This is a genomic window from uncultured Cellulomonas sp. (assembly GCF_947494015.1).
Taxonomy (GTDB): Bacteria; Actinomycetota; Actinomycetes; order Actinomycetales; family Cellulomonadaceae; genus Pengzhenrongella.
Map to the genome: position 1 here is coordinate 1 of NZ_CANLTL010000016.1, position 21062 is coordinate 21062.

At 71.0% G+C, this 21062-nt stretch carries 14 protein-coding genes and 2 pseudogenes; 3 read left to right on the top strand and 13 right to left on the bottom strand.

The annotated features are described in order from the left end of the window. The 5 genes from Q0840_RS15930 to Q0840_RS15950 all read right to left on the bottom strand — a co-directional run. A partial coding sequence (locus Q0840_RS15930; protein ID WP_298461144.1) for a glycoside hydrolase occupies nucleotides 1–3315 on the bottom strand: 3315 nt, incomplete at its 3' end. Between the two features lie 296 nt (nucleotides 3316–3611). After that, nucleotides 3612–5660, bottom strand: coding sequence for a beta-galactosidase (locus Q0840_RS15935; RefSeq protein WP_298461146.1), 2049 nt, complete (start codon nucleotides 5658–5660; stop codon nucleotides 3612–3614). A gap of 82 nt (nucleotides 5661–5742) precedes the next feature. After that, entirely contained in the window at nucleotides 5743–7077 is a 1335-nt protein-coding gene (locus Q0840_RS15940; RefSeq protein WP_298461147.1) for a sugar ABC transporter substrate-binding protein, read from the bottom strand. Between the two features lie 66 nt (nucleotides 7078–7143). Beyond that, nucleotides 7144–7971: a carbohydrate ABC transporter permease gene (locus tag Q0840_RS15945; protein ID WP_298461417.1), complete on the bottom strand. Its 828-nt coding sequence runs from the start codon at nucleotides 7969–7971 to the stop codon at nucleotides 7144–7146. A gap of 107 nt (nucleotides 7972–8078) precedes the next feature. Continuing rightward, on the bottom strand, nucleotides 8079–8963 hold the full coding sequence (locus Q0840_RS15950) for a carbohydrate ABC transporter permease (protein ID WP_298461420.1): 885 nt from the start codon (nucleotides 8961–8963) through the stop codon (nucleotides 8079–8081). A 258-nt stretch (nucleotides 8964–9221) separates the two neighbouring features. Here Q0840_RS15950 and Q0840_RS15955 point away from each other — a divergent pair, with 258 nt between their 5' ends. After that, entirely contained in the window at nucleotides 9222–10238 is a 1017-nt protein-coding gene (locus Q0840_RS15955) for a LacI family DNA-binding transcriptional regulator (RefSeq protein ID WP_298461151.1), read from the top strand. Between the two features lie 200 nt (nucleotides 10239–10438). On the opposite strand, the gene galK is transcribed toward Q0840_RS15955, so the two are convergent. Together galK and galT are read right to left on the bottom strand one after the other, a co-directional pair. Next, nucleotides 10439–11689 (bottom strand): galactokinase, encoded by a 1251-nt coding sequence (gene galK / locus Q0840_RS15960; RefSeq protein ID WP_298461154.1) that lies wholly within the window; start codon nucleotides 11687–11689, stop codon nucleotides 10439–10441. Further along, entirely contained in the window at nucleotides 11686–12837 is a 1152-nt protein-coding gene (gene galT / locus Q0840_RS15965) for a galactose-1-phosphate uridylyltransferase (RefSeq protein WP_298461157.1), read from the bottom strand. The genes galK and galT overlap by 4 nt, the downstream gene beginning before the upstream one ends. 291 nt (nucleotides 12838–13128) lie before the next feature. On the opposite strand from galT, the gene Q0840_RS15970 reads away from it, so the two are divergent. Together Q0840_RS15970 and galE are read left to right on the top strand one after the other, a co-directional pair. Then, entirely contained in the window at nucleotides 13129–13827 is a 699-nt protein-coding gene (locus tag Q0840_RS15970) for a TSUP family transporter (RefSeq protein WP_298461160.1), read from the top strand. Nucleotides 13828–13919: 92 nt separating this feature from the next. Beyond that, on the top strand, nucleotides 13920–14888 hold the full coding sequence (gene galE / locus Q0840_RS15975) for a UDP-glucose 4-epimerase GalE (protein ID WP_298461163.1): 969 nt from the start codon (nucleotides 13920–13922) through the stop codon (nucleotides 14886–14888). 55 nt (nucleotides 14889–14943) lie between these two features. On the opposite strand, the pseudogene Q0840_RS15980 reads toward galE, so the two are convergent. The 6 genes and pseudogenes from Q0840_RS15980 to Q0840_RS16005 all read right to left on the bottom strand — a co-directional run. Continuing rightward, nucleotides 14944–15121 (bottom strand): annotated as a pseudogene (locus Q0840_RS15980) (IS3 family transposase); the annotation flags it as partial. A 134-nt stretch (nucleotides 15122–15255) separates the two neighbouring features. Continuing rightward, nucleotides 15256–15870 carry a hypothetical protein gene (locus Q0840_RS15985; RefSeq protein WP_298461166.1) on the bottom strand — a complete coding sequence of 205 codons (615 nt, stop codon included), beginning with the start codon at nucleotides 15868–15870 and terminating at the stop codon, nucleotides 15256–15258. 291 nt (nucleotides 15871–16161) lie between these two features. Continuing rightward, nucleotides 16162–16492, bottom strand: a pseudogene (locus Q0840_RS15990) (PadR family transcriptional regulator). Nucleotides 16493–16821: 329 nt separating this feature from the next. Continuing rightward, nucleotides 16822–17283, bottom strand: coding sequence for a DUF4913 domain-containing protein (locus Q0840_RS15995; RefSeq protein ID WP_298461169.1), 462 nt, complete (start codon nucleotides 17281–17283; stop codon nucleotides 16822–16824). Next, the gene (locus tag Q0840_RS16000; protein ID WP_298461172.1) at nucleotides 17280–19343 is read right to left on the bottom strand and encodes a type IV secretory system conjugative DNA transfer family protein; all 2064 of its coding nucleotides are present in this window, start codon (nucleotides 19341–19343) and stop codon (nucleotides 17280–17282) included. The genes Q0840_RS15995 and Q0840_RS16000 overlap by 4 nt, the downstream gene beginning before the upstream one ends. Next, nucleotides 19343–21055 carry a hypothetical protein gene (locus Q0840_RS16005; protein WP_298461175.1) on the bottom strand — a complete coding sequence of 571 codons (1713 nt, stop codon included), beginning with the start codon at nucleotides 21053–21055 and terminating at the stop codon, nucleotides 19343–19345. The genes Q0840_RS16000 and Q0840_RS16005 overlap by 1 nt, the downstream gene beginning before the upstream one ends. Between the last annotated feature and the right edge of the window lie 7 nt (nucleotides 21056–21062).

Sequence of the window (21062 nt, forward strand, 5' to 3'; positions counted from 1 at the left end):
CTCGGCGAGCCAGCGGATGTCCGTGTAGAAGGCATCACCCGCCCTCACGTCGACGAACTCCGGCACCGGCCGCGGCTCGGGACCGGCCGTGGTGAAGGTGATGACGTAGGTGCGGGTGACCGACCCGTCGGCCGAGACGACGGTCACCGTGGCCCGGCGCTGCTCCGCGGTGGCCTGCTCGATGGTCACCGACGCGGACCGGTCGAGTGCGAAGGCGCTGACGACCGGCACGGCGCCCGCGGCGACCTCGACGGTGTACGCGTCGGTGTCGGGGGCGAAGCCCTCCACGGGGACTCCTCCGACCCGCAGGGCGCCGAGTTCGGCGACTGCGGACGGGGTCGGTGTGAGCACGTCCACCTCGACCTCGGACACGGTCATGTGGACCGGGGCCCCGTCGCGCAGCGTCGGGTTGAGCACGACCCGCACGGCGTCCGTCCGGACCCCGCCCAGGTCGATCTCCACGACCGGCGCGCCCGCGGCGGGCACGGCCACCGGCTGCGGCTCGTCGGTCGTCGGCACCCAGGTGCCGTCTGCGGCCCGGTACTCCGCGACGTAGCTGCGCGCCCACGACGGGGCGGACCCGTCGGGGTAGAAGTACACCGTCATCCCGGCCACCTGGGCCGGCGCGCCGAGCGTGTAGGTCAGGGTGTCCTGCTCCCGCTGGCCGCCCGAGCGCCAGTTGGACCAGCCCTTGTCGTTCGTCACACCGTTGCGGGTGCGGTCGATGTCGTACCCGCTCTCCGTGGACGTCGCCGCCGCCGTGGTGGCCGGCAGCACCGCCGCGTTCACCCGGCCGGCCGCGGTCACCACGAGCGCGAGGGAGGCAGGCAGGGTCGTCTCGCCGGCGTCCGCGGTGCCCGGCACCATCACGACACCAGGTTGGGCGGTCGCCGCGTCGGTGACGCCGCTCCAGTCCCAGGTGACCGGGAGGTCAAACGCCCGGGGGCTGGTGCCCACGTGCGCAGGGACCGTGGTCGGCGCCTGGCCGCGCAGGTCGGCGACCGCGGACCCGACGTACGCACTGAGCGAGACGGGATCGGTCACGGTAAAGTCCCCGACGTCCACCAGAGCGGTGACGGTGAAGTCCGTGCCGAACACGTCCGTGCCGGTCCCGACGACACTCACCGTGCCTGGCTGCGCCCACGCGTCCGCGCCAGGCAATTGCCACGTCACGGCCACCGGCGTGCCGGCGCCCCACGGGTACTGCGGCTCGACCGTCGCGGGTAGGTCGGGGGCGGTCCCGGTGGCCGTGGCCGCCTGGACCGCGCCGACCCCTTCGAGCTCGGTGTCCAGGAAGGTCCATGCCTGGTGACCGCCCGTGCTGCTCGCCCACAGTCCGACCGCGCTGCCCGGCGTCGTGGCCTGACCGCCCACCTCGAGCTGCTCGGTCGTCGCCACGTTAAGCAGCCCGTAGTGCTGGCCGTCAGTCGTGTTGAGGATCCACTGCTGCGCAGGGGTCTCGCTAGCCGTCTCGAGGTTGGACTCGACCAGCGTGGTGGTGTGGTCCGGCCCGGAGGCCAGCACGGCCCCGGACCCGTCGGTGATCACCACGGTGCGCTCATTGGTCCCCGCCCCGGAGAGCGTGTGTAGCGTCCACGCCTGGCCCTGCGCACCGGCCGCCGTGCTGGCCAGCGGTGCGATGGACGTCGCCGCGGGCGTCCCGTCGGCGGTCAGCAGCAGGCCGCTGCCCACGCCACGCAGAAGGAGGGGCTCGCCGTCGGCCGGCGCAGCGTCGGGGGCGACCCCGCTGATGCCGTCGACCAGGAAGGTGGTCACGGACTTGGCCGGGACCGTCAGGGTGGCCGTGCGGCTTGCGCCGTCGACGGCGACCGGGTCACCGGTGACGAGCGCGTTCGCCTCGAGGTCCTCGGTCGTCGGGGCGGTGGTGACCACGGGGGTCACGGTGGCGTCCGCCGCGACGGAGCCGAAGAGCGACAGGTCCAGGGTGAGCGCCTGCGCGTCCGTCGAGGCGTTGACGTGCACGAACGTCGCGCCCGACTCGTCACCCTTGACGAACGCCGTCGTCGCCGGGTCGCTGGTCGGGATGTACCGGTCCCCGGGGGCGATGTAGTGAGTGAAGTTGCGGACGGTGTTGTACTTCGCGTTCGTCAGCACCTCGCACGACGGGTCCTCGTACCCCGCCGCGATCCGCCGCGCGGAGTTGCCGTTCTCGTCGCAGTCGAAGTCGATGTAGATGCTGCCCCAGTTGGCGGTCTCGACGACCTCCATGTTCCACAGGTCCTCGACCGGCTGCCAGAACACCCAGGCGTTCGGCTCGAGCTCGCGCAGGTCGTCCACGATGCGGGTGGCCATGCCCAGGCCGTTGTCGATGTTGGCCAGGTCAAGCCCGTCCACGCCGCTGAAGTCGCCCTCGACCTCGCTCATCCACAGCGGCTTGTCCGCGGTCTTGGCGATGTCGCGCGCCTGCACCCGGTCACCGGTGCCGTAGGTGTGCACGTTGAGCTGCGCGGTCGCGGCGCGGGCGGCGTCGGTCCAGCCGTACCAGTCTTCGACGAAGGTGCCGGGATTGGTCTCGTCCGGGGCGGAGATGACGGCGTCGGTCGTGGTCGACGGGTCGGCCAGCCGCTCAGCGAGGGACTCGATGACCTGGGCCTGCAGGGCGGGGTCCATGTGGGCGCCCTCCTGCCGGCAGCACAGCAGGTTGCCCTCGGCGTCGAACCAGGTACCCCAGTAGTCGGTGTTCGGCTCGTTCATCGGGTCGATGGTGTCGAAGCTGAACCCGTAGGTGTCCTCGAGGTGCTCGCTCACCCTCGTCATGTAGCCGGTGAACGCGTCGATGCTGTCTTGCCGCAGCTGGTCCTCGCTCGAGTCGAACCCGCCGGTCGCGTAACCGCTCTCGGTCATGAAGTACGGCGGGGAGTTGCTGAACGACTCCCAGTGCGTGATCTGCTCGTCATCGACGAGGCGCTCGACCCACCACCGCTGGGCCGCGTCGGCGCTGAAGTCGTACGAGGAGTCGTCGTCGGCGTCCCACGCCGCACGGTAGGCGTCGCGGTTGGCGTAGGTGGCCTCGTCGGTGTCACCGTCGCCGTCCAGGTCCGGCTCCCACCAGCCCGGGACCGCTCCGCCGTGACGCATGTAGGCGTCGCTGTCGACGTCGACAGCGTTGCCGCCGCCGACGTTGTACCGGGCGATGTTCAGGTTCAGGCCGTCCTCGCCGAAGACCTTCTGGTAGAGCTCCTCGCGGACGTCGGCCGGGTAGTCGCCGGTCGCGTTCGCGAACCACACCAGGCTGGTCCCCCAGCCCTCGAACGGGTCGCTCGCACGGTAGGACGGGTTGGGCGTCACGGTCACCGGCACGGCACCTTCGGCTGCTGCTACCTCACCCACGACCGCCTGGGAGGCGGAGTCTCCGGGGACGGCCGCACCTGCGGCGGTCGCACCTACCGTGGCAGCGAGCCCGGAGGCCGCCAATCCGAGGACGGTGGCTGCTGCCACCACCCTTCCTCGCGCTGATGACGACGGTGACATCCGCCTACTCCCCCCATTGGGCTGCCTGGCCGTGGGCCGGCACGTCGGCCGGTCACGGAATGTTGACGTCGCCATCCTGGTGGGCGGTCGCGTTGACGTCAACCGTCCGTGACCGGGCGCTACCGGCGGACGACCGCGACCCCGCGCGGCTGAAGTACGACCGGCCCTGACACGGAAGATGTCTCCTCGCGCACGCCCAGGAGCAGTTCGCCGGCGATGTCCGGCACCTCGACGCGTTCGGCCGTGCGGTTGACGAGGAACCAGAACGTGGCGTCCTGCGTGGCCCGCACGGCCAGCTCCACGCGTCCTCGCACGTCGGCTGACAGCTCGCTGCGCACACCGGCCGCCTCTAGGACGGCTCCCACGACGGGCTCGAGTCCTTGCGGACCAAGCCGCGTCGAGACGTACGTCGCCGAGCCGGCGTCCTGGCGCCGTCGGGTGACGGCCGGGTGTCCCGCCGTCTCACCGTCGGTGTAGCGCACCAGCACCTCGACGTCCGCGTCGACAAGGTCGACGCGCTCGCTCCACACCGAGCCGACCGTGCCGTTGTCGAGCCGGACCTGCTCATGGTCCAGCAGCGGGGCGAACTGCTGGACCCGGATGCCCAACGCGGACCGCAGGGCGCCTGGGTACCCGCCGAGGCGGACGTGGTCGTTCTCGTCGACCACGCCGGAGAAGTACGTGGTCACCAGGTGGCCACCGCCCGCGGCATAGTCGGCCAGCTCCTGCGCGAGGCGGTCCGGCACGACGTGCAGCACGGGTGCCACGACGACGTCGTAGCCGCGCAGTGGTGTGCCGGTGGGCACGACGTCGGCCCGGACCCCGGCGGCGAGGAGCGCCGAGTACCAGTCGAGCGCCTCCGCGCGGTACCGCAGCCGGTCGGTGGGGTGGGAGTCCTGCTCACTGGCCCACCAGGACGGCCAGTCGAAGAGGATCGCCACCGGCGCCGGTGCCTGCCGCGAGCCGGCGACCGGCTGAAGCGTCGCCAGGGTCCGACCGAGTTCGACGACGTCACGGAACACGTCACTGTCGACCCCGGCGTGCGGCACCATCGCCGAGTGGTACTTCTCCGCCCCTGCGGCGGACTGGCGCCACTGGAAAAAGCACACCGCGTCGGCGCCGTGCGCGACGTGGGTGAGGGAGTCCCGGATCATCTCGCCAGCCTTCTTGGCGACGTTGACCGGCTGCCAGTTCACCGCACTGGTCGAGTGCTCCATGAGGAACCACGGGCGTCCGCCGGCCAGGTGCCCGGTCAGGTTGGCGGAGAACGACAACTCGTCCAGGCTCTGCGGCCCGGGCAGCACGTAATGGTCGTTGGAGACGAAGTCGACCTCGCGGGCCCAGTCGGCGTAGTCCATACCCTTGGTCTCCCCCATGACCATGAAGTTCGTGGTCACCGGCACGCCGGGGGTGATCCGGCGCAGCGCGTCCCGCTCGGCCCGCAGGTGGTCCTTGAGCGCGTCGGACGAGAACCGCTTGAAGTCCAGCTGCTGCGTGGGGTTCGGATGGGACGCCGCCAGCCGCGGCGGCAAGATCTGCGCCCAATCGCTGTACGCCTGGGACCAGAACGCGGTGCCCCAGGCGTGGTTGAGCGCCTCGATGGTGGTGTAGCGGTCCTGCAGCCACCGGCGAAACGCTCTGGCGGCGTCGTCGGAGTAGTCATACACGTTGTGGCACCCAAGCTCGTTGTTGACGTGCCATGCCACGAGCGCCGGGTGGTCGGCGTACCTGGTCGCGATCGCCTCGACGAGCGTCAGCGCGTGCTCGCGGAAGACGGGCGACGTCGGACGCCAGTGCTGACGAGCGCCCGGCCACACGGTCTCCCCGGTGCGGGTCACCGGCAGGATCTCCGGGTGCGCGGTGGTCAGCCACGGCGGCGGCGACGCGGTCGCCGTCGCCAGGTCCACGCCGATCCCGTGCGCATGGAGCAGGTCCATCGCCTCGTCCAACCACCCGAAGTCCCACCGGTCAGCGGCCGGTTGGATCCTCGCCCACGAGAAGATCGCCAGCGACACCACGGTGACGCCGGCCTCGCGCATGAGCGCGACGTCCTCGTCCCAGACCTCACGTGGCCACTGGTCGGGGTTGTAGTCGGCGCCGTAGGCGATCCGCCGGCCCTCGGGGCCGGTGGCGCGCAGCCACGTGCGCTCTGTCTCGGGGGTGGGCATGGCGTCCTCCTGGTGGGTGCTGCTGCGGGGGCGTGACGAGGGGCGGGACGGCGCCTGCCGTCCCGCCCCTCGTCACAGTGCGTCAGTTCTCGACGGTGAAGCCCTGGTCGTTGCCGTAGTCGGTGGTGAGCTGCTGCCAGTCCGCGAGGCCCTCCTGCAGCGTGGTCTCGCCGACGTAGGCCTGTCCGACGGTGTCGTTGAAGACGCTGTTGGCGTAGACCTGGAAGGGCAGGTACTGCCAACCCTCAACCACGTTCGTCGCGGACTCGGCCAGGACCTCGTTGACCTTCTGGCCACCGAAGTACTCGAACTCCTTGTTGACGAACTGCTCGGACTCGAGCTCGGCTACGGTAGCCGGGAACGCGCCGCCGTCGACGCGGGTCTGCACCCCGTCACCGGCATTCGCGTACTCGACGAAGGCGTATGCCAGCTCCTTGTTGGGGCTGGCCTCGGTGACGGCGAGGGCGCTGCCGCCGTTCTCCGCGGTGGCGTTCGCGCCCGCCTCCCACTGCGGCATCGGAGCGACGCGCCACTTACCGGCACCTGCCTCCACGCCGGACTCGAGGTTAGCAGGCATCCAGGCGCCGATGGTCAGGGTGGCGATGGTCCCGTTGCCCAGTCCCTGGTACCACTCGTCGCTCCACGAGCCGATCGGCGCCAGCAGGTCCTCGTCGAGGAGCGTCTGCCACGTCTCGGCGAACTTCGCCGTGCCCTCGTCCGTGAAGTCGATCGTCACATCGGTGCCGTCGACGGCGTACGGCTGCCCGCCTGCCTGCCAGATCATGCTGGTGACGAACCCGGCGTCCCCGGTGTCGTTGGCGATGTACGCGTTGGGGTCGGCTGCGTGTATGGCGCGGGCCGCCTCGAGGTACTCGTCCCAGGTGGTCGGCACCTCGAGGCCGAGGTTGGTGAAGACCTCTTCGTTGTAGAACAGTGCCATGGGGCCCGAGTCCATGGGCAGGCCGTAGATGCCGTCAGCCTGCTGCACCGCGGACCACGGGCCGGGGGTGAAGGTGCCGTCGAGCTCGGCAGCGCCGAGCGGGCCGATGTCGGCGAGTGACTCGCCGATGGCGAACTGCGGGAGCGCGTAGTACTCGACCTGGGCCACGTCCGGGACGCCGTCGCCGGCGGCGATCGCATTCTGCAGGGCCGTGTACTGGTCGTTCCCGGTGCCGACGTTGGCGAGCTCGACATCGACGTTGGGGTACTCCGCCTCGAAGTCCTCGACGACCGCCTCGAGCGTCGGCTCCCACGCCCAAACCGTGATCTCACCACCAGCCTCGAGCACGGACTCCGCATCCCCGGGGGCGGGGGCGGCGGCGTTGTCGCCGCTTGACCCGCAGGCCGTCAGTGCGAGGGCCAGTGCCCCGGCGAGTGCGGTGCCACGCGCCAATGCGCGACGGTGGTTGACATTCATGGGTAATTCCTTCCGATGGTGGGTGGTAAGGCAGGCTCGACGGGGGTGAGGTGAAGTGGTGGTCGGTCATTCCTTGACGCCGCCTGCGGCGAGGCCCGACTGCCAAAAGCGTTGCAGCAGCAGGAAGGCCGCGATGAGCGGGAGGATGGTGAGCAGGGACCCGGTGATGACAAGGTTGAAGATCGCCTCGCCGCCGGCGGTGGCGGCCTGTGCGTTCCACGCGTTGAGGCCCAGGGTGAGCGGGTACCAGTCGGGGTCGCGCAGCATGATCAGCGGGAGGAAGTAGTTGTTCCACGTCGCGACCATCGTGAAGAGCAGAACCGTGACGATGCCGGGGGCGAGCAGCGGCAGGGAGATTTGGGCGAAGGTGCGCACCTCGCTGGCGCCGTCCATCCGGGCTGCCTCGAGCAACTCGGTGGGGATCGCCTCGGCGGCGAAGGTCCACATGAGGTAGAGCCCGAAGGGTGAGATCAGCGAGGGGATGATGACGGCCCATGGCGTGTTGGTCAGACCCATCTGGCTGAACATCAGGAAGGTGGGCACCGCCAGTGCAGTCCCGGGCACGGCCACCGCACCGATCACGATGGCGAACACCGCGCGCTTGCCGGGGAAGGTGAACTTGGCTAGGCCGTACCCGCCGATAATCGCCAGCGCGGTGGCGCCGCCCGCACCGGCGACCACGTAGAGCAGCGTGTTCGCCAGCCAGCGCACGAAGATGCCGCCGTCATAGGTGAGCGTCTGCACGATGTTGTCCCACAGCGCGAAGTCACCGCTGAACCACAGGCCGAAGGAGCCGAACAGGCTCGCCTGTGTCTTGCTCGAGTTGATGACCAGCCACACCAGTGGGACGAGGCTGTAGATCAGCACGATACCGGTGGCGACGGTCAGCACCATGCTGCGGCGGGGGCGTTCGACGCTGTGCGCGCGTCGCGACCTCGTGCGCAGCGGGCCGGCGCCACGGCGGCCCGCTGATGTGGTGGCGGAAGCGGTGGTCGTGGTCATCACGCCTCCTTGCGCATGCCGCGCAGCTGCACGACGTAGGCGATGACCATCGTGATTAGGCCCATGATGATCGCGACCGTCGCCGAGTAGTTGTACTGCTGCCCCGAGAACGACAGCGAGTAGGCGTAGAGGTTCGGCGTGAACGACGTCGTGATCGCGTTCGGCGCGAGGCTCTGCAAGATGCTCGGCTCGTTGAAAAGCTGGAAGCTGCCAATGATCGAGAAGATCGCCGCGATGACGAGTGCTCCACGGATCGCCGGGATCTTGATCGCACGGATGATCCGGAACTGACCCGCACCGTCGATCTCCGCCGCCTCGTACAGCGACGTCGGGATGACCCGCAGGGCGGAGTAAAAGATCAGCATGTTGTAGCCCACGAACTCCCAGGTCACGATGTTGCCGATCGAGGCCAGGATGAGGCCCGGGGAGAGCGGGTCCGGCAACGTCGTTCCCAGGGCGTCGTTGAGGTTACCCACCAGGCCGAACCGCGTGCCGTACATGAACCCCCACATGAGGGCCGCCACGACGGCCGGCACCGCGTACGGAAGAAAGATCGAGATGCGGAAGAAGCTCTTTCCGTACAGCCGCCCACTGTCGATGGCCAGCGCCACCAGCAGGGCGAGCCCGAGCATGATCGGCACCTGGACGAGCAGGAACAGCGAGACGCGGACGAGCGCCGACCAGAACAGCGGGTCGCTCAGGGCGCGCTGGTAGTTCTCGAGTCCCACGAACGACGTGCCGCCCACGAGCTGCTGGCGGAAGACGCTGATGTAGAGCGAGTAGACGATCGGCGCCAGGAAGACCAGGGCGAAGACGGCCATGAAGGGGCCGACGAAGCCCCAGCCCTGCCAGGAGCGCGGGTTGCTGCGCCGGGCAGGGGCCATCAGCCCTTGCGCCGGGACGATCGGTGCCACAGATCCGCTCCTTTGCCGACAAGTGCATGTTTACGTAAACAGGCGTCCCGAGGCTGTCACTCCGACCGGTGCGGTGTCAAGGCAAGGTGCCTCCAAGAGAGGTCACGGCTTGGTTACGTCGTTCATGACGGCTGGCTGTCCCTATGCTCTGAAGCCATGGCGGTGAAAGAGACCGAAGAACCAACGGCACGGACGCCGTCCTCCACGCGTAGCCGACCGGCTCCCTCCATGGCAGACGTCGCCGCGCTCGCGGGCGTGTCCGGGCAGACGGTGTCCCGGGTCTCCACCGGGGCCGACAGCGTGCGGCCCGAGACGCGTCGCCGGGTCCTTGCGGCAATGACTGAGCTCGGGTACTCCCCGAACACGGCTGCACGGGCGCTTCGCTACGGCAGCTTCCGCACCATCGGGGTGATCGCCCACCGGCTGGCCCGCACCGGCGAGTCCCGCACGGTCGAGGCCGTCGTCGACGCGGCACGTGCCGAGGGCTACACCGTCAGCCTCGTGGATGTGCGCAGCCCGTCGTCGGACGACGTCAGCGCGGCCGCCGCGCAACTGTCCCACCAGGCCATCGACGGCCTCGTGATTATCCGCGCCGAGACCGCGACCCCGGCCACGCTCGCGCTGCCTCCACGCCTGCCCGTCGTGGTGTCGGACTCGCGATTCATCGGTCACCACCCGGCAGTCGGCGCCGACCAGTCCGCCGGTGCGCGGCTCGCCGTGCAACACCTGCTCGACCTCGGCCACCGGACCGTCCACCACCTCGCGGGGCCAGCGGACTCTGGACCAGCAGAGCTGCGCATCGAGGCGTGGCGTGCGACCCTCGAGGACGCCGCGCTCCCAGTGCCACCGCTGCACCTTGGCGACTGGTCGGCGCAGTCCGGGTACGAGCAGGGCCGGCAGATCGCCCGCGATCGGTCGGTCACCGCGGTGTTCTGCGCCAACGACGAGATGGCCGCCGGGCTGATCCGCGCCCTGCACGAGACCGGCACGCGCGTGCCCGACGACGTCTCTGTCGTCGGCTTCGACAACATCCCCCTCGCGTCCTACCTCTGGCCACCGCTGACCACGGTCGCGCAGGACTTCCACGCCATCGGTCACTGCCTCGTCGACTTGCTCATGCGACAGGTCAACGAGGGAGCCGACCTCAGGGACGCCCACACCGTCGTGCCGGTCGAGCTCGTGGTCCGCCAAAGCACCGCTCCCCCGCCGAGCTCAGGCCGTCGCCGGGCGACCGGCGACATCTGACGTCCGGTCCAGGCCGGACTCAGGAACCGCCCCCGCGGAACCGGTCGATTAGGTGTTCATGAGCGGGTCGTAGCGGGCGTCGATCACCTGGCGCGCCGGGTGATCGACGCCCCAGGCGACGAGCGCCCTGGGCCCCGGTCGATGCCGCCGCCGCTGATGAACTGGAGCCGGTTGGCCTGAGGTCAGTGGCGCAGGTCGCCTCAGGCGGTGCGGGCCGCCGCGGCCGCCGCCTCGGCGACCAGGAAGGCCGGGGGGTGGAAGCCGGCGTCGGCGAAGGCGCGCGCGACGGCCTCGGCGACGGCGTCGATCGCGCCGACCTCGACGAGGGCGATCGCTGAGCCGCCGAAGCCACCGCCGGTCATCCGGGCGCCGAGCGCGCCGGCCGAGCGGGCCGCGTCCACTGCGACGTCCAGCTCGGGGGCGCTGACCTCGTAGTCGTCGCGCAGCGACGCGTGCGAGGCGTCCATGAGCGGGCCGACGTCCCGGACGCGGCCGGCGTCGAGCAGGGCCACGAACCTCTCGACGCGCGCGATCTCGGTCACGACGTGCCGCACCCGCCGCTGGGTGACCTCGGTGGGTTGGTCGTCGTCGGTGATCCGGGCGAGCGCGTCGTCGAGGCTCTTGGGTGCGATCTCGCGCAGCGTGGCGACCCCGAGATGCCGTGCGGCGGCCTCGCAGGCGGTGCGCCGGGCGGCGTACTGGCCGTCGGCGAGCTGGTGCTCCGCCTTGGTGTCGACCACGAGGAGGGCCAGCCCCGCGGCGGCGAGGTCGAACGGCACGTGCCGCACCGACTGGTCCAGGCTGTCCAGCAGCAGGGCGTGCCCCGCCTGCGCGCGCAGGGACGACGACTGGTCCATCCCACCGGTCGGGGCGCCCGCGACCTCGTTCTCCGCGCGGATGCACGCCGCAACCAGGCGGGCGCGCCCGGCGTCGGCCGCAAGGCCGAGGCCGAAGGCCTCATCGAGGGCCACGGCGACGGCGCACTCCAGCGCGGCCGACGACGACAGGCCGGCACCGTACGGGACGCAGGAGTCGACGACGGCGTCGAAGCCGCCGATCGCGTGCCCGTCCTCGGCCAGCGCCCAGGCGACCCCGGCGGCATAGGCGGGCCACCCCTGGACGCGTCCGGGCCGGACGTCGGCCAGCGCGGAGGACCACAGCCCGGCGTCCGGCTCCTGGGCGGAGGCGAGCCGGACGACGGCGTCGTCGGCGGCCACGGCCGTGGTCCGGCGGAACGCGACGTAGGTACGGTGCGGCAGGTCGATCGGCAGGCACAAGCCGCCGTTGTAGTCCGTGTGCTCCCCGATGAGGTTGACGCGGCCCGGTGCGGACCACACGCCGTCGGGCTCCGCGTCGAAGCGGGTCCGGAAGGCGGCCGTGGCGCGCTCGGCGCCAATGGCGGGTTCCCAGGCGTCGACCCAGGTCGCCGGGGTAGCGGCGTGTCGGCTCATCGGGCCAGCTCCTGCAGTCGGGTCGCGATGCGTTCGGGGGTGGTGTCGCTGATCCAGGCACCCATGCCGGACTCCACGCCGGCGAGGTACTTGAGCTTGCCGGGCGCGCGCAGGACGGAGAACACCTGCAGCGCCAGCCGCGACAGCTCCCGGCCCTCGCGTACCGGCGCCTGGTGCCAGCCGGCGATGTACGGCAGCGTCACCGGTTCTTCGTCGGCGCCGACGAAGAACCGGTCGAGGCGGCGCAGCAGCTCGAGGTAGACCGGGGCCAGGTCGGCGCGCTCGGCGTCGGTCAGGCCCGGCAGGTCCGGGACGTCGCGGCGGGGGACGAGGTGCACCTCGACCGGCCAGCGCGCCGCGAACGGCACGTAGGCGACCCAGTGCTCGGACTCGAGGACGACGCGCTCACCGCTGCGCAGCTCGGCGACGAGCACGTCGGCGCCGAGCAGCCGCCCGGTTGACTCGTGGTGAGCGCGGGCCTGGCCGAGCGTCGCTAGCGTGCGGGGGGTGAGGTAAGGGAACGCGTAGATCTGCCCATGTGGGTGGTGCAGTGTGACGCCGATCTCCTTGCCCCGGTTCTCGAACGGGAACACCTGCTCGACCCCGGGAAGCGCGCCGAGGTGGGTCGTGCGGTCCACCCACGCCTCAATAATCGTCCGCATCCGGGTCGGGCTGACCGACGCGAGCGACGCGGTGGGGTCGGGGCTGAAGCAAATGACCTCGGTCCGGCCGCTCGCGGGTCGCGTCGGCCACAACGGCTCGCCGTCGCGGAGGGTCACCTCGTCGGGCACGCCCGGCATGGCCATGAGGGACGGGAACCGGTTCTCGAAGACGACGACGTCGTAGTCCTCCGCCGGGATCTCGCCGTCCTGGTACGCCGAGCCCGGCCGGGCCGGTGCGAGCGGGTTGGAGTCCGCGGCCGGCAGGAAGGTGCGGTTCATCCGGTGCGCCGCCATCGGGATCCAGTCCCCGGTGAGCGGGTCGCGGCGCAGCTCGGGGCCGGTCACCGGCTGCGCCACCCCGTCCTCGCCGACGACCGGCGCGAAGCGGTCCGGCAGCGGGCGTGGGTCGTCCAGCCGGCGGGTCGCGCCGCCCGAGACGTACGGCTCGGAGTCGTCGAAGTAGATCAGCTCACGACCGTCCGCCATCCGGGTGGCGGTGCGTCGGATACGGGCGGCATGCGGGATCACAGTGCTCCTCGTCGGGCAAGGGTGGAGGCGTCGGTGCGGGTGTGAGCATGGCTGGACGGGATCGGGTCGCACCGCGGCCGGTGATCCGGCGGCGACGTCGATGAGCTCGAGAGGCCCCGGTTGCTCGAACAGTATTATTCACAGGGAGCCGGGGACTTCTGTCAGTCGAGGCCGATGCCCGTCGGGGCGTATAGGCCGAACGCCTGGCACGATCTCACGGTGCTAGCCGGGGATGTGTGGTGGCTTGTTGTGCTCGTGGTGGGAGTGGCGGCTGCTGCGCAAGTGCTCAGCGGCTTGGGTTTCGCGCTCGTGGCTGGGCCTCTGCTCGCGCTCACGCTTGGTACAACAGATGCGGTGCGCCTGAGCGTGACGATGTCACTGGTGCTCAACGTGGTGCTGCTCACCTGCACTTACCGCCTGGTGCGGTGGGGCGACGCCCTGCGCCTGTTCGTTCCTGCAGCGCTGCTGGTCGTGCCAACGTTTCTGCTGACGACGCGCCTGAGCAGTGCCTGGGTATCGGCGACCGCTGGGGCGGCAGTGCTGCTGGGGGTGGTGCTCATCGCTTCCGGCTGGCGGGCTCGCTGGGTTGACGCTCCTGTCGGGGCAGTCGCCGCCGGCGCTGCGAGCGGGGTACTCAATGTGCTCGGGGGCGTCAGCGGACCGCCAGTGGCGCTGTTCGTCGCTCACCGCGGCTGGGCTCCGGCGGTCAGCGCCGCCACGCTGCAGGCTTACGCCATGCCGCTGAACGTCGTGACGCTGGGCGCGCTCGGGCTGCCCGTGGGGGAGCCGCGGTGGGTGTGGGCGGGTCTTGGTCTGGTACTTGGGGCAGGAGCGGCGTGGCCGTTCCGTAGGCGTATCAGCGCCGGGACAGTCCGCACTCTCGTCTTGGTCCTCGCCACCTCGGGCGCACTGATGCTCCTTGTTGAGGCATGGGAGATATCGGGCTGAGACCACTCGCCTCGGTGTGCGTGTGGCCGGTTAGGCAGTCGCGGCAGGCGTGGAATCGCGCCCGCACGGGCCGGTCTCGGTAGTGTCGCGTCATGACTTGGATGGTGACCGGTGGTGCTGGGTACATCGGCTCCCACGTGGTGAAGGCGTTCGGGGAGGTCGGACTGCACACCGTCGTGCTCGACGACCTGTCCAGCGGCCACGAGGCGTTCGTGCCTGCCAGCGTTCCCCTCGTCCGCGGCTCCATCCTGGACACCCCACTGGTCCGGCACGCGCTCACAGAGCACGACGTGACCGGCGTCGTGCACCTGGCCGGGTTCAAGTACGCCGGGGTCAGTGTGCAGCGCCCGCTGCACACGTACGAGCAGAACGTCACGGGCACCGTCCACCTGCTCGAGGCGATGGCCGACGTCGGCGTCGACGCCCTGGTGTTCTCCTCGAGCGCCGCGACCTACGGCATCCCGCACACGAACCTCGTCACCGAGGAGACGCCCACCAGCCCCGAGTCGCCGTACGGCGAGAGCAAACTCATAGGCGAGTGGCTGTTGCGCGACCAGGGGGTGGCCACGGGACTCCGGCATACCTCGCTGCGGTACTTCAACGTGGTGGGATCTGGCTCGCCCGAGCTGTACGACACGAGCCCGCACAACCTGTTCCCGCTGGTGCTCGAGGCGCTCGTGGCCGGCCGGACGCCGCGGATCAACGGTGTGGACTACGACACCCCGGACGGGACCTGCGTGCGCGACTACGTCCACGTCGCGGACCTTGCCCACTCCCACGTGGCAGCAGCCCGCGGCCTCGCCGACGGCCGCCCGCTGGAGCGCGTCTACAACCTCGGTAGCGGGCAGGGGGCGTCGGTGCGCCACATCATGGAGACAATGGCGGAGGTGACGGGCATCGACTTCGAGCCCGAGATCGGCCCCCGCCGCCCCGGAGACCCCGACCGGATCGTCGCGTCCGGGGAGCTGGCCGCGCGAGACCTGGACTGGCAGATGCGTTACACGCTGCGGGAGATGGCCGCGAGCGCATGGCAGGCTCGGCAGCGGGCGCAGACCGCCTAACGACGGCCCGGGCAGTCAGCACCCTTGCGGCGGGCTACGGCGCTGACCAGGGTGTCACCGCGATCCGAGACTCTATCCGGTCGCTGATGGAGTACCCGACGATCCGCCCCGAGTACACGTCCTTGATCGCGCAGAGGTAGGCCCTTGCCCGGCCCGGTGGGGTGCTCGGTGATGTCCCGCAGACACACGGTTGGCCGGTCGGCGCGGAACTGTCGTCCGACGAGGTCGTCGTGCGCGGTGGGCCGGCCTTCTTGCCGTTCAAAGCGCGCTTCTCACCGAACACTCTGCGAGCCGGAGCACGTTCGTCTCCCAGTACCATGTCGAGATCGAACGCCCCCTCGGGTGCGCTGCGCAACGGGAAGACGTTTCAGCGCAGGACGCCTTCCGCGCTGGGCGCGCCGATATAGAAGAGCGGCTCGTCAGCACCGTCGGGCCAGTACTGCTTCTGAGCCCACAGGTCACCGCCGTGCGGCTCGGTGGCGACCGCGCGGCCGTCCTGGTCGACGACCTGCGCCCCGTCGACCGGCTCGCCGTCAGCGCCGTAGACGAACAGGTTCGTCGCACGCTCACCCCCAGCGATGACCCCGTCCACGGGCTGTGCGTTCGCCGCCGCCCGCAACGACGCCAGCTCGTGCCGCTGCGCGCTAGGAACCCACAGCAGCAGCACGACGCTCGCGACGGCAGTCGCGGCGTTCACCAACTTCAGCAGCCGCTCCCAGCGGGGGCCGGTCTGCCACCGGCCCCGTCCCCACTGCGCACTGGCGACGACCGCCGCGACGAGCACCACCCAGGCGGCGAATGTCAACGGCAGCCAGAACAGCGCGTACGGCTCGACGTCCGTCAGCTGCAGCACCAGGTAAGCGACCGTCCACCCGCGCAGGACCCACCACGCCGGCCGCAGTGCGGCGAGGAGACCTTCGACGCCGGGGAACCAGCGCGTGGCCCGCATCCGCGCAAGCGCCGCCTGGTCGATGTCCCTCACCGCGCGCCACGGGGCGGCCAGCGCGGTGCGCAGCGTGCCATCGCGCTGCTGCGCCGCGGGGGCGAGGTCGGCGGCGGTACGTAGCTCGGTGGCGTAGACGTCCGGGGAGCCGAACTCGTCGACAAGTCCGCCGCGACGTGCACGGCCGTCATCAGCCAGCGCGTCGGCCAGGTTCGCCTCGAGCCCGTCGGTCAGGTCGTCTACACCTGATCAGGGCCGAGGTCAGCAGCGAGGCGCGCACCTGCTCGGCGTACTGGGCGACGTCCGTTGTGGCGCCGGTGTCCATGGCGGTCATCGACCCTCCTCGGTGCTGAGCAGGCGCGTCATGGTCGCCGCGAATTCATCCCAGTCTTTGCGCTGGGCTTCGAGCATCGCCTGCCCTTGGGCATTGATCGGCGTAGTACTTGCGGTGCGGACCCTCATCACTCGGCACCACGTACGACGTCAGCGCTCCAGACGCGTACAGCCGCCGCAGCGTGCCGTACACCGATGCGTCGCCGACCTGCTCGATGCCCGCCGCGCGCAATCGGCGCACGACGTCGTACCCGTGGCTGTCCGCGTCGGCGACGACGGCCAGGACCGCGACGTCGAGTACGCCTTTGAGTAGCTGCGTGGTGTCCACGCGACATCCACTCCCCCGCCCACCGCCGGGAAATGCCTGGTGCGGGCACTCCCTGCGGCACCCGCGGTGCACACAGTACTGCGGATCCCGCACTACTGCATGGGGCATGACACCGCGTGTCGTCGATCGTGGGTAACGCGCACGCCAACCGCGATGCAGATCACTTCTGGCGTGTCTCCGAGTCACCCCGCCAGCCGTGGCACGGGCGTAAGCGCCAGCGCAGCGGGTTGACGCGCTGACCACGGCGCGCACAACCGAAGGGGCGGCCACCAGGCCGCCGCCCTCCGTGTCGGGGGCTTACGACTCGCCGCTGCACCAACCTCGGGGCGTTACCCCCCGGGGTGCGTCATGCCGCGGAATAACTCAGCTGGTGCCGGGGCGGACGGCCACAGCTCCGCTACCTGATGCCCGCCACGGCTGTCGGTGCGGCAGGCGTGGAACGGCCCCTCCCGGCCTGTCAGCTGGCCCATCATCGGGTCGAAGTAGTCCCGGAACCACACCGCGATCCCGGTCGGTCCCTCGTAGCGCAGGTGCTCCCACGCGCGCCAGCACGCCTCGAGCCGTGCGACTGCTTCGGTGTGCTGCCACCAGTACGCGCACCAGCGGGTGTCGCTGTTCAGCGGGCGCCGGTAGTGGGGAAGCATCATCTGCTCCACCCAGGTGACGACGTCCTCGTACACCGGGGTCCGTTCCTGCGCCCCGGCCGAGGCCTCGTCGGTGTTGTCGCCGGCGTCCGCGCCCCACGGGTCGCGGCCGTCGGTCAGGCCGGCGGCGGCAGGTGGTGTGGTCATGGTGGTCTCCCCTCTGTTGCGTCGTCGTGCTGCGCTTGGTGCTCGCGGGCACGGGCGGCGTCGGCTGCGGCCTTCCACCGCAGCGCGCCGGCGGCCGCCGCGGCGGCGACCGGCGGCTGTGGCGGCGGCGGGGCGATGCTCACCGGGGCCCACCCCGACAGCGGTGCGTCCAGATCGGTCGCCTCCAGGGTGCGGGCGCTGTCCACGCCGGGTGCGCGCGACGCGCGAGGCGCGGCGTCCGCTCGCGCCGCTGCGGTGGCCTCCACCGGCTCGGGTGCCGGGGCGGGAGCCGGCGGCTCCTCGAACGGTGAGGCCGCGGGCAGCGGAACGTGCGCGCCGGCGGCGACGGCTTGGGCTTCGTAAAAGTTGCGCGACTCGGTGACCAGGTCGGCGTAGGGCTTGGTGGAGTAGTGGTCGAGCTTCATCAGCACCGCGGGCATCCCGGTGCTGAACGCGATCGCGCGGCCCGCCGGCAGCGACATGACCTCAGCGACCTCGAACAGCCGTCGACGCTGGATCGACGAGCTCGCGCTGCGCCCGCTCCTGGCCGCGTAGCTGACGCTGCGGGTGCGCACGTCGTGGTCGCCGATGCGCTCAGAGACGCCGCGCACGAACGTGTCCTGGGCGTTGCCGGGACCGACGACGCTGACGTTGGTGGCGCTCCACAGCTTCTGCATCCCCTCTTCGCCCCATGCGGCGGCGCCCTGCGCCCAGGACTGCAGGAAGGTGGACAGGATGATGCCGCGTGAGCCGTAGTGGGAGTAGAGGTTGGGCAGCTCGCGCCACCGGCACACGTTGGCGGCCTCGTCGAGCACCGCCAGCAGGGGTGTCGCCAGGCGCCCGCCGGGCTGGAGCGCGCCGAGCTGCTCGGCCGCCTTCAAGGTGGCCATCGTCAGGGCGCCGGTTACCGCAGCGCCGGACCCGGCCCCTTCGCGTGAGACGAGGTAGATCGTGTCGGTCGACGCGGCGAATGCGTGCGGGTCGAACTGCGGTCGGGCGTCGTCCGGGCCTTGGCGGGTGATCCACGGCAGGAGGGTCTTGTTGCGCAGGAAGTCCACCCACGGCCGCGCGGTGCCGTAGACGCCGTCGCGCTGGCGCTCGGTGAGCTCCATGGCGCCCTCGAGCGCGGTCGCGGTGAAGCCGTACCCGTTGGCCGACAGCAGGTCGAGGGGTGTTTCGTCGGTGACGTCGTACAGCCACGTCAGCACGTCGGTGATCGGGCGCTGCCCGGCGGCTGCGGCGAGGACCATCGCGGAGAGCACCGAGCGGCCCGCGGAGGAGAAGTAGGCGTCCTGGCGGGCGTCGGCGCTGGTGGCGGAGGTGATGAACAGGTCGGTGAGCTCGTCGGCCGTCTCCACGCTGGTGACGTAGGACAGCGGGTTCCACCACCACGTCGGCGGCTCCCCGATCAGGCCCTGCACGTCGTAGACCCAGACCAGGCCCTTCATCGACCGGGGCCCGCGGGTCAGGTCGACGATGTCGCGCTTGTTCGACGTCGCCAGCGCCGGCCCGCCGGTCTCCATGAGCTGCGGCACGCACACGCACGTCGTCTTCCCGGCGCGCGGCCCCATGACGTACAGCTGTACCCACTCCCATGGGGCGCGCAGCGGCTCGCCCCGCGCCACCGATGTCCCCAGCGGCACCCCCGGCCCGGCGTGCGCCGCGCCCAGCCGGACTGCGTCGGCGGCCGCGCCCTGCTCGGTGAGCAACGCGAGGTCCTTCGCCGTGGCCATGAACCGTGCCTTGGAGTCCACACGGGTGCCGCCGGTGAACACCGCACGCACCGCGCGGCCCACCACGACAGCGACCACGGTCACGACCGTGAGGAGCGCGACCAGGGCGGTCGTCTCGGTGGCGCCCCAGGGCACGTCGCCGTCGACCAGGTCCAGCCAGAAGTCCACGCCACCGGCAGGGGCCGGCTGGTCACCAAGGCGCGCCCCGAGGAACGCTGCCAGCCACACCAGGCCGGCCAGCGCCCCGGCGGCCGCGACGCTCGCCATGAATAGCAGCGGCAGCAGTGGGGAGCTGCCCGGCTCGGGGAGCCGGTTCGGCTGACGCATCAGACGTCGCCAGGCCCGGCGACGTCGTCGACGGCGCGGCGCGTGGCGGCCTCCGCCTCGTCGACGTCGGGGGTGATGCTGTGCCGTCGGGCGGCGGTCACCCGTTCGGCCATCGACGCCCACATGCGGTTGGTGTTGTTGACGTCGAGCTCGACCGGGGTGAGGTCCAGCTTGAACGGGATGCCGGGCTTCTTTCCGAGCTTGAGCAGGAACTTGCCCTGCCCGGGCGGGGCCGCGGCGCGCCCGGTCTCCGGGTCACGGGTGCCCTCGTCGGCCCACTCGGCGATCAGGCGCCGCTCGGTGCCGGACATGCCGAACACTTCCTCGAGGTTCCCCATCTCCGAGGCGGCCAGGCCACCCAGGTAGACCATGGCCGACCGCTCGACGAAGCCCCACGCCTTCGCGGTGTCGGCGTCGTTGGCCATCTTCAGGTCCAGCATGGTGTGCGTGATGAGCGCTTGGGCCAGGCCGCGGTTGCGGTTGAGGCGGGTGAGCGCGTCGACGAAGTCGACCATGAACGACCCGGCCCGCAGCATCCGCCACAGCTCGTCCATCACCATGAAGTAGTGCCGGGTCGGCGCCAGCCCTGCGTCCGCGAGGTGCTTCGCCGCGGAGACGGTCAGCGACCCGTAGGACCAGCACACCGACTGCGCGGCGGCCTGGAAGAGCAGGTCGCCGTCGTCGATGGAGGACATGTCGAACGCGACCGGACGGTCGATCGCGATCGGGGTGGTGGTCTGACCGGCGAACACGTCACCGAACGGCCCATCACTGGACAGGGCACCGATCAGGTCCAGCAGCGGCTCGATGCGGTCGCGGTAGCGCTCGTCGACGCCTCGGTCCAGGGCGACCGCGCGCAGCTCGAGCGGCCCCTCCTGCAGCACGGCGTACACGTCGGACGGCAGCGGCGGCACAGTGCCCCCGCGCTGGTCCAAGATGCGCAGCGCCACCGAGACCAGGGTGTTCTCGTGCGCCTGCAGCCGGTCCCCGCGCAGCAGCGACAGCAGACCGGTGAACGTGTTCAGCCGGCGCCCGCGCAGCTCGGCCAACGCCTCGCGTCGCTTGTCCTCGGGCAGCTCGGCGAGCCGCGCGACGAGCGGGCCCATGTCGAGGGGGTTGATGTGGCCGCGGCCGCGGCCCACCCGGATGACCAGGCCGTCGAGCGCCTCGATCAGATCGACGTAGTCCGGCTTGAGGTCTGACAGCACCATCGGGATGACCCCCCAGGCGGCCAGCACCGAGACCATGCGGCGCCCCAGGGTCGACTTCCCCAGGCCCGGGCGGCCCAGGATCATGCACGAGGGGAAGTTGATGAGCTGGGCGAGGAACCACATCACGGGGTCGCCGCACACCGTCCCGCCGGTGACCAGGTGGTGCCCGAGGGGCACGCCGACGGTCGGCAGGGAGCTGCCTGCGGCGAACGGCCACAGCCCGCAGACCTGCACGGTTGTGCCCTGCGCCTCGAACGGGCCGGCGATGTAGTTGACCCGGCCCGCGCCCTTGCCGGACCAGCCGCGGCGCCCCGGGCGTGCCGCTCGTTCCTTGCGGGCCGCGGCGGACCGGTTCTCGGTCTCGCGCAGCAGCGCGAGCAGGTCCAGGCCGCGCAGGCTGCGCCGCGCGGTGGAGCGCTTGGTGGCCTGCTGCAGCCGGGCGGCGTCCTGCGGGGTGATGACGAACGGGGAGCTGGTGGTCGAGCGGGAGGTGCGTGCCATCGGTCCG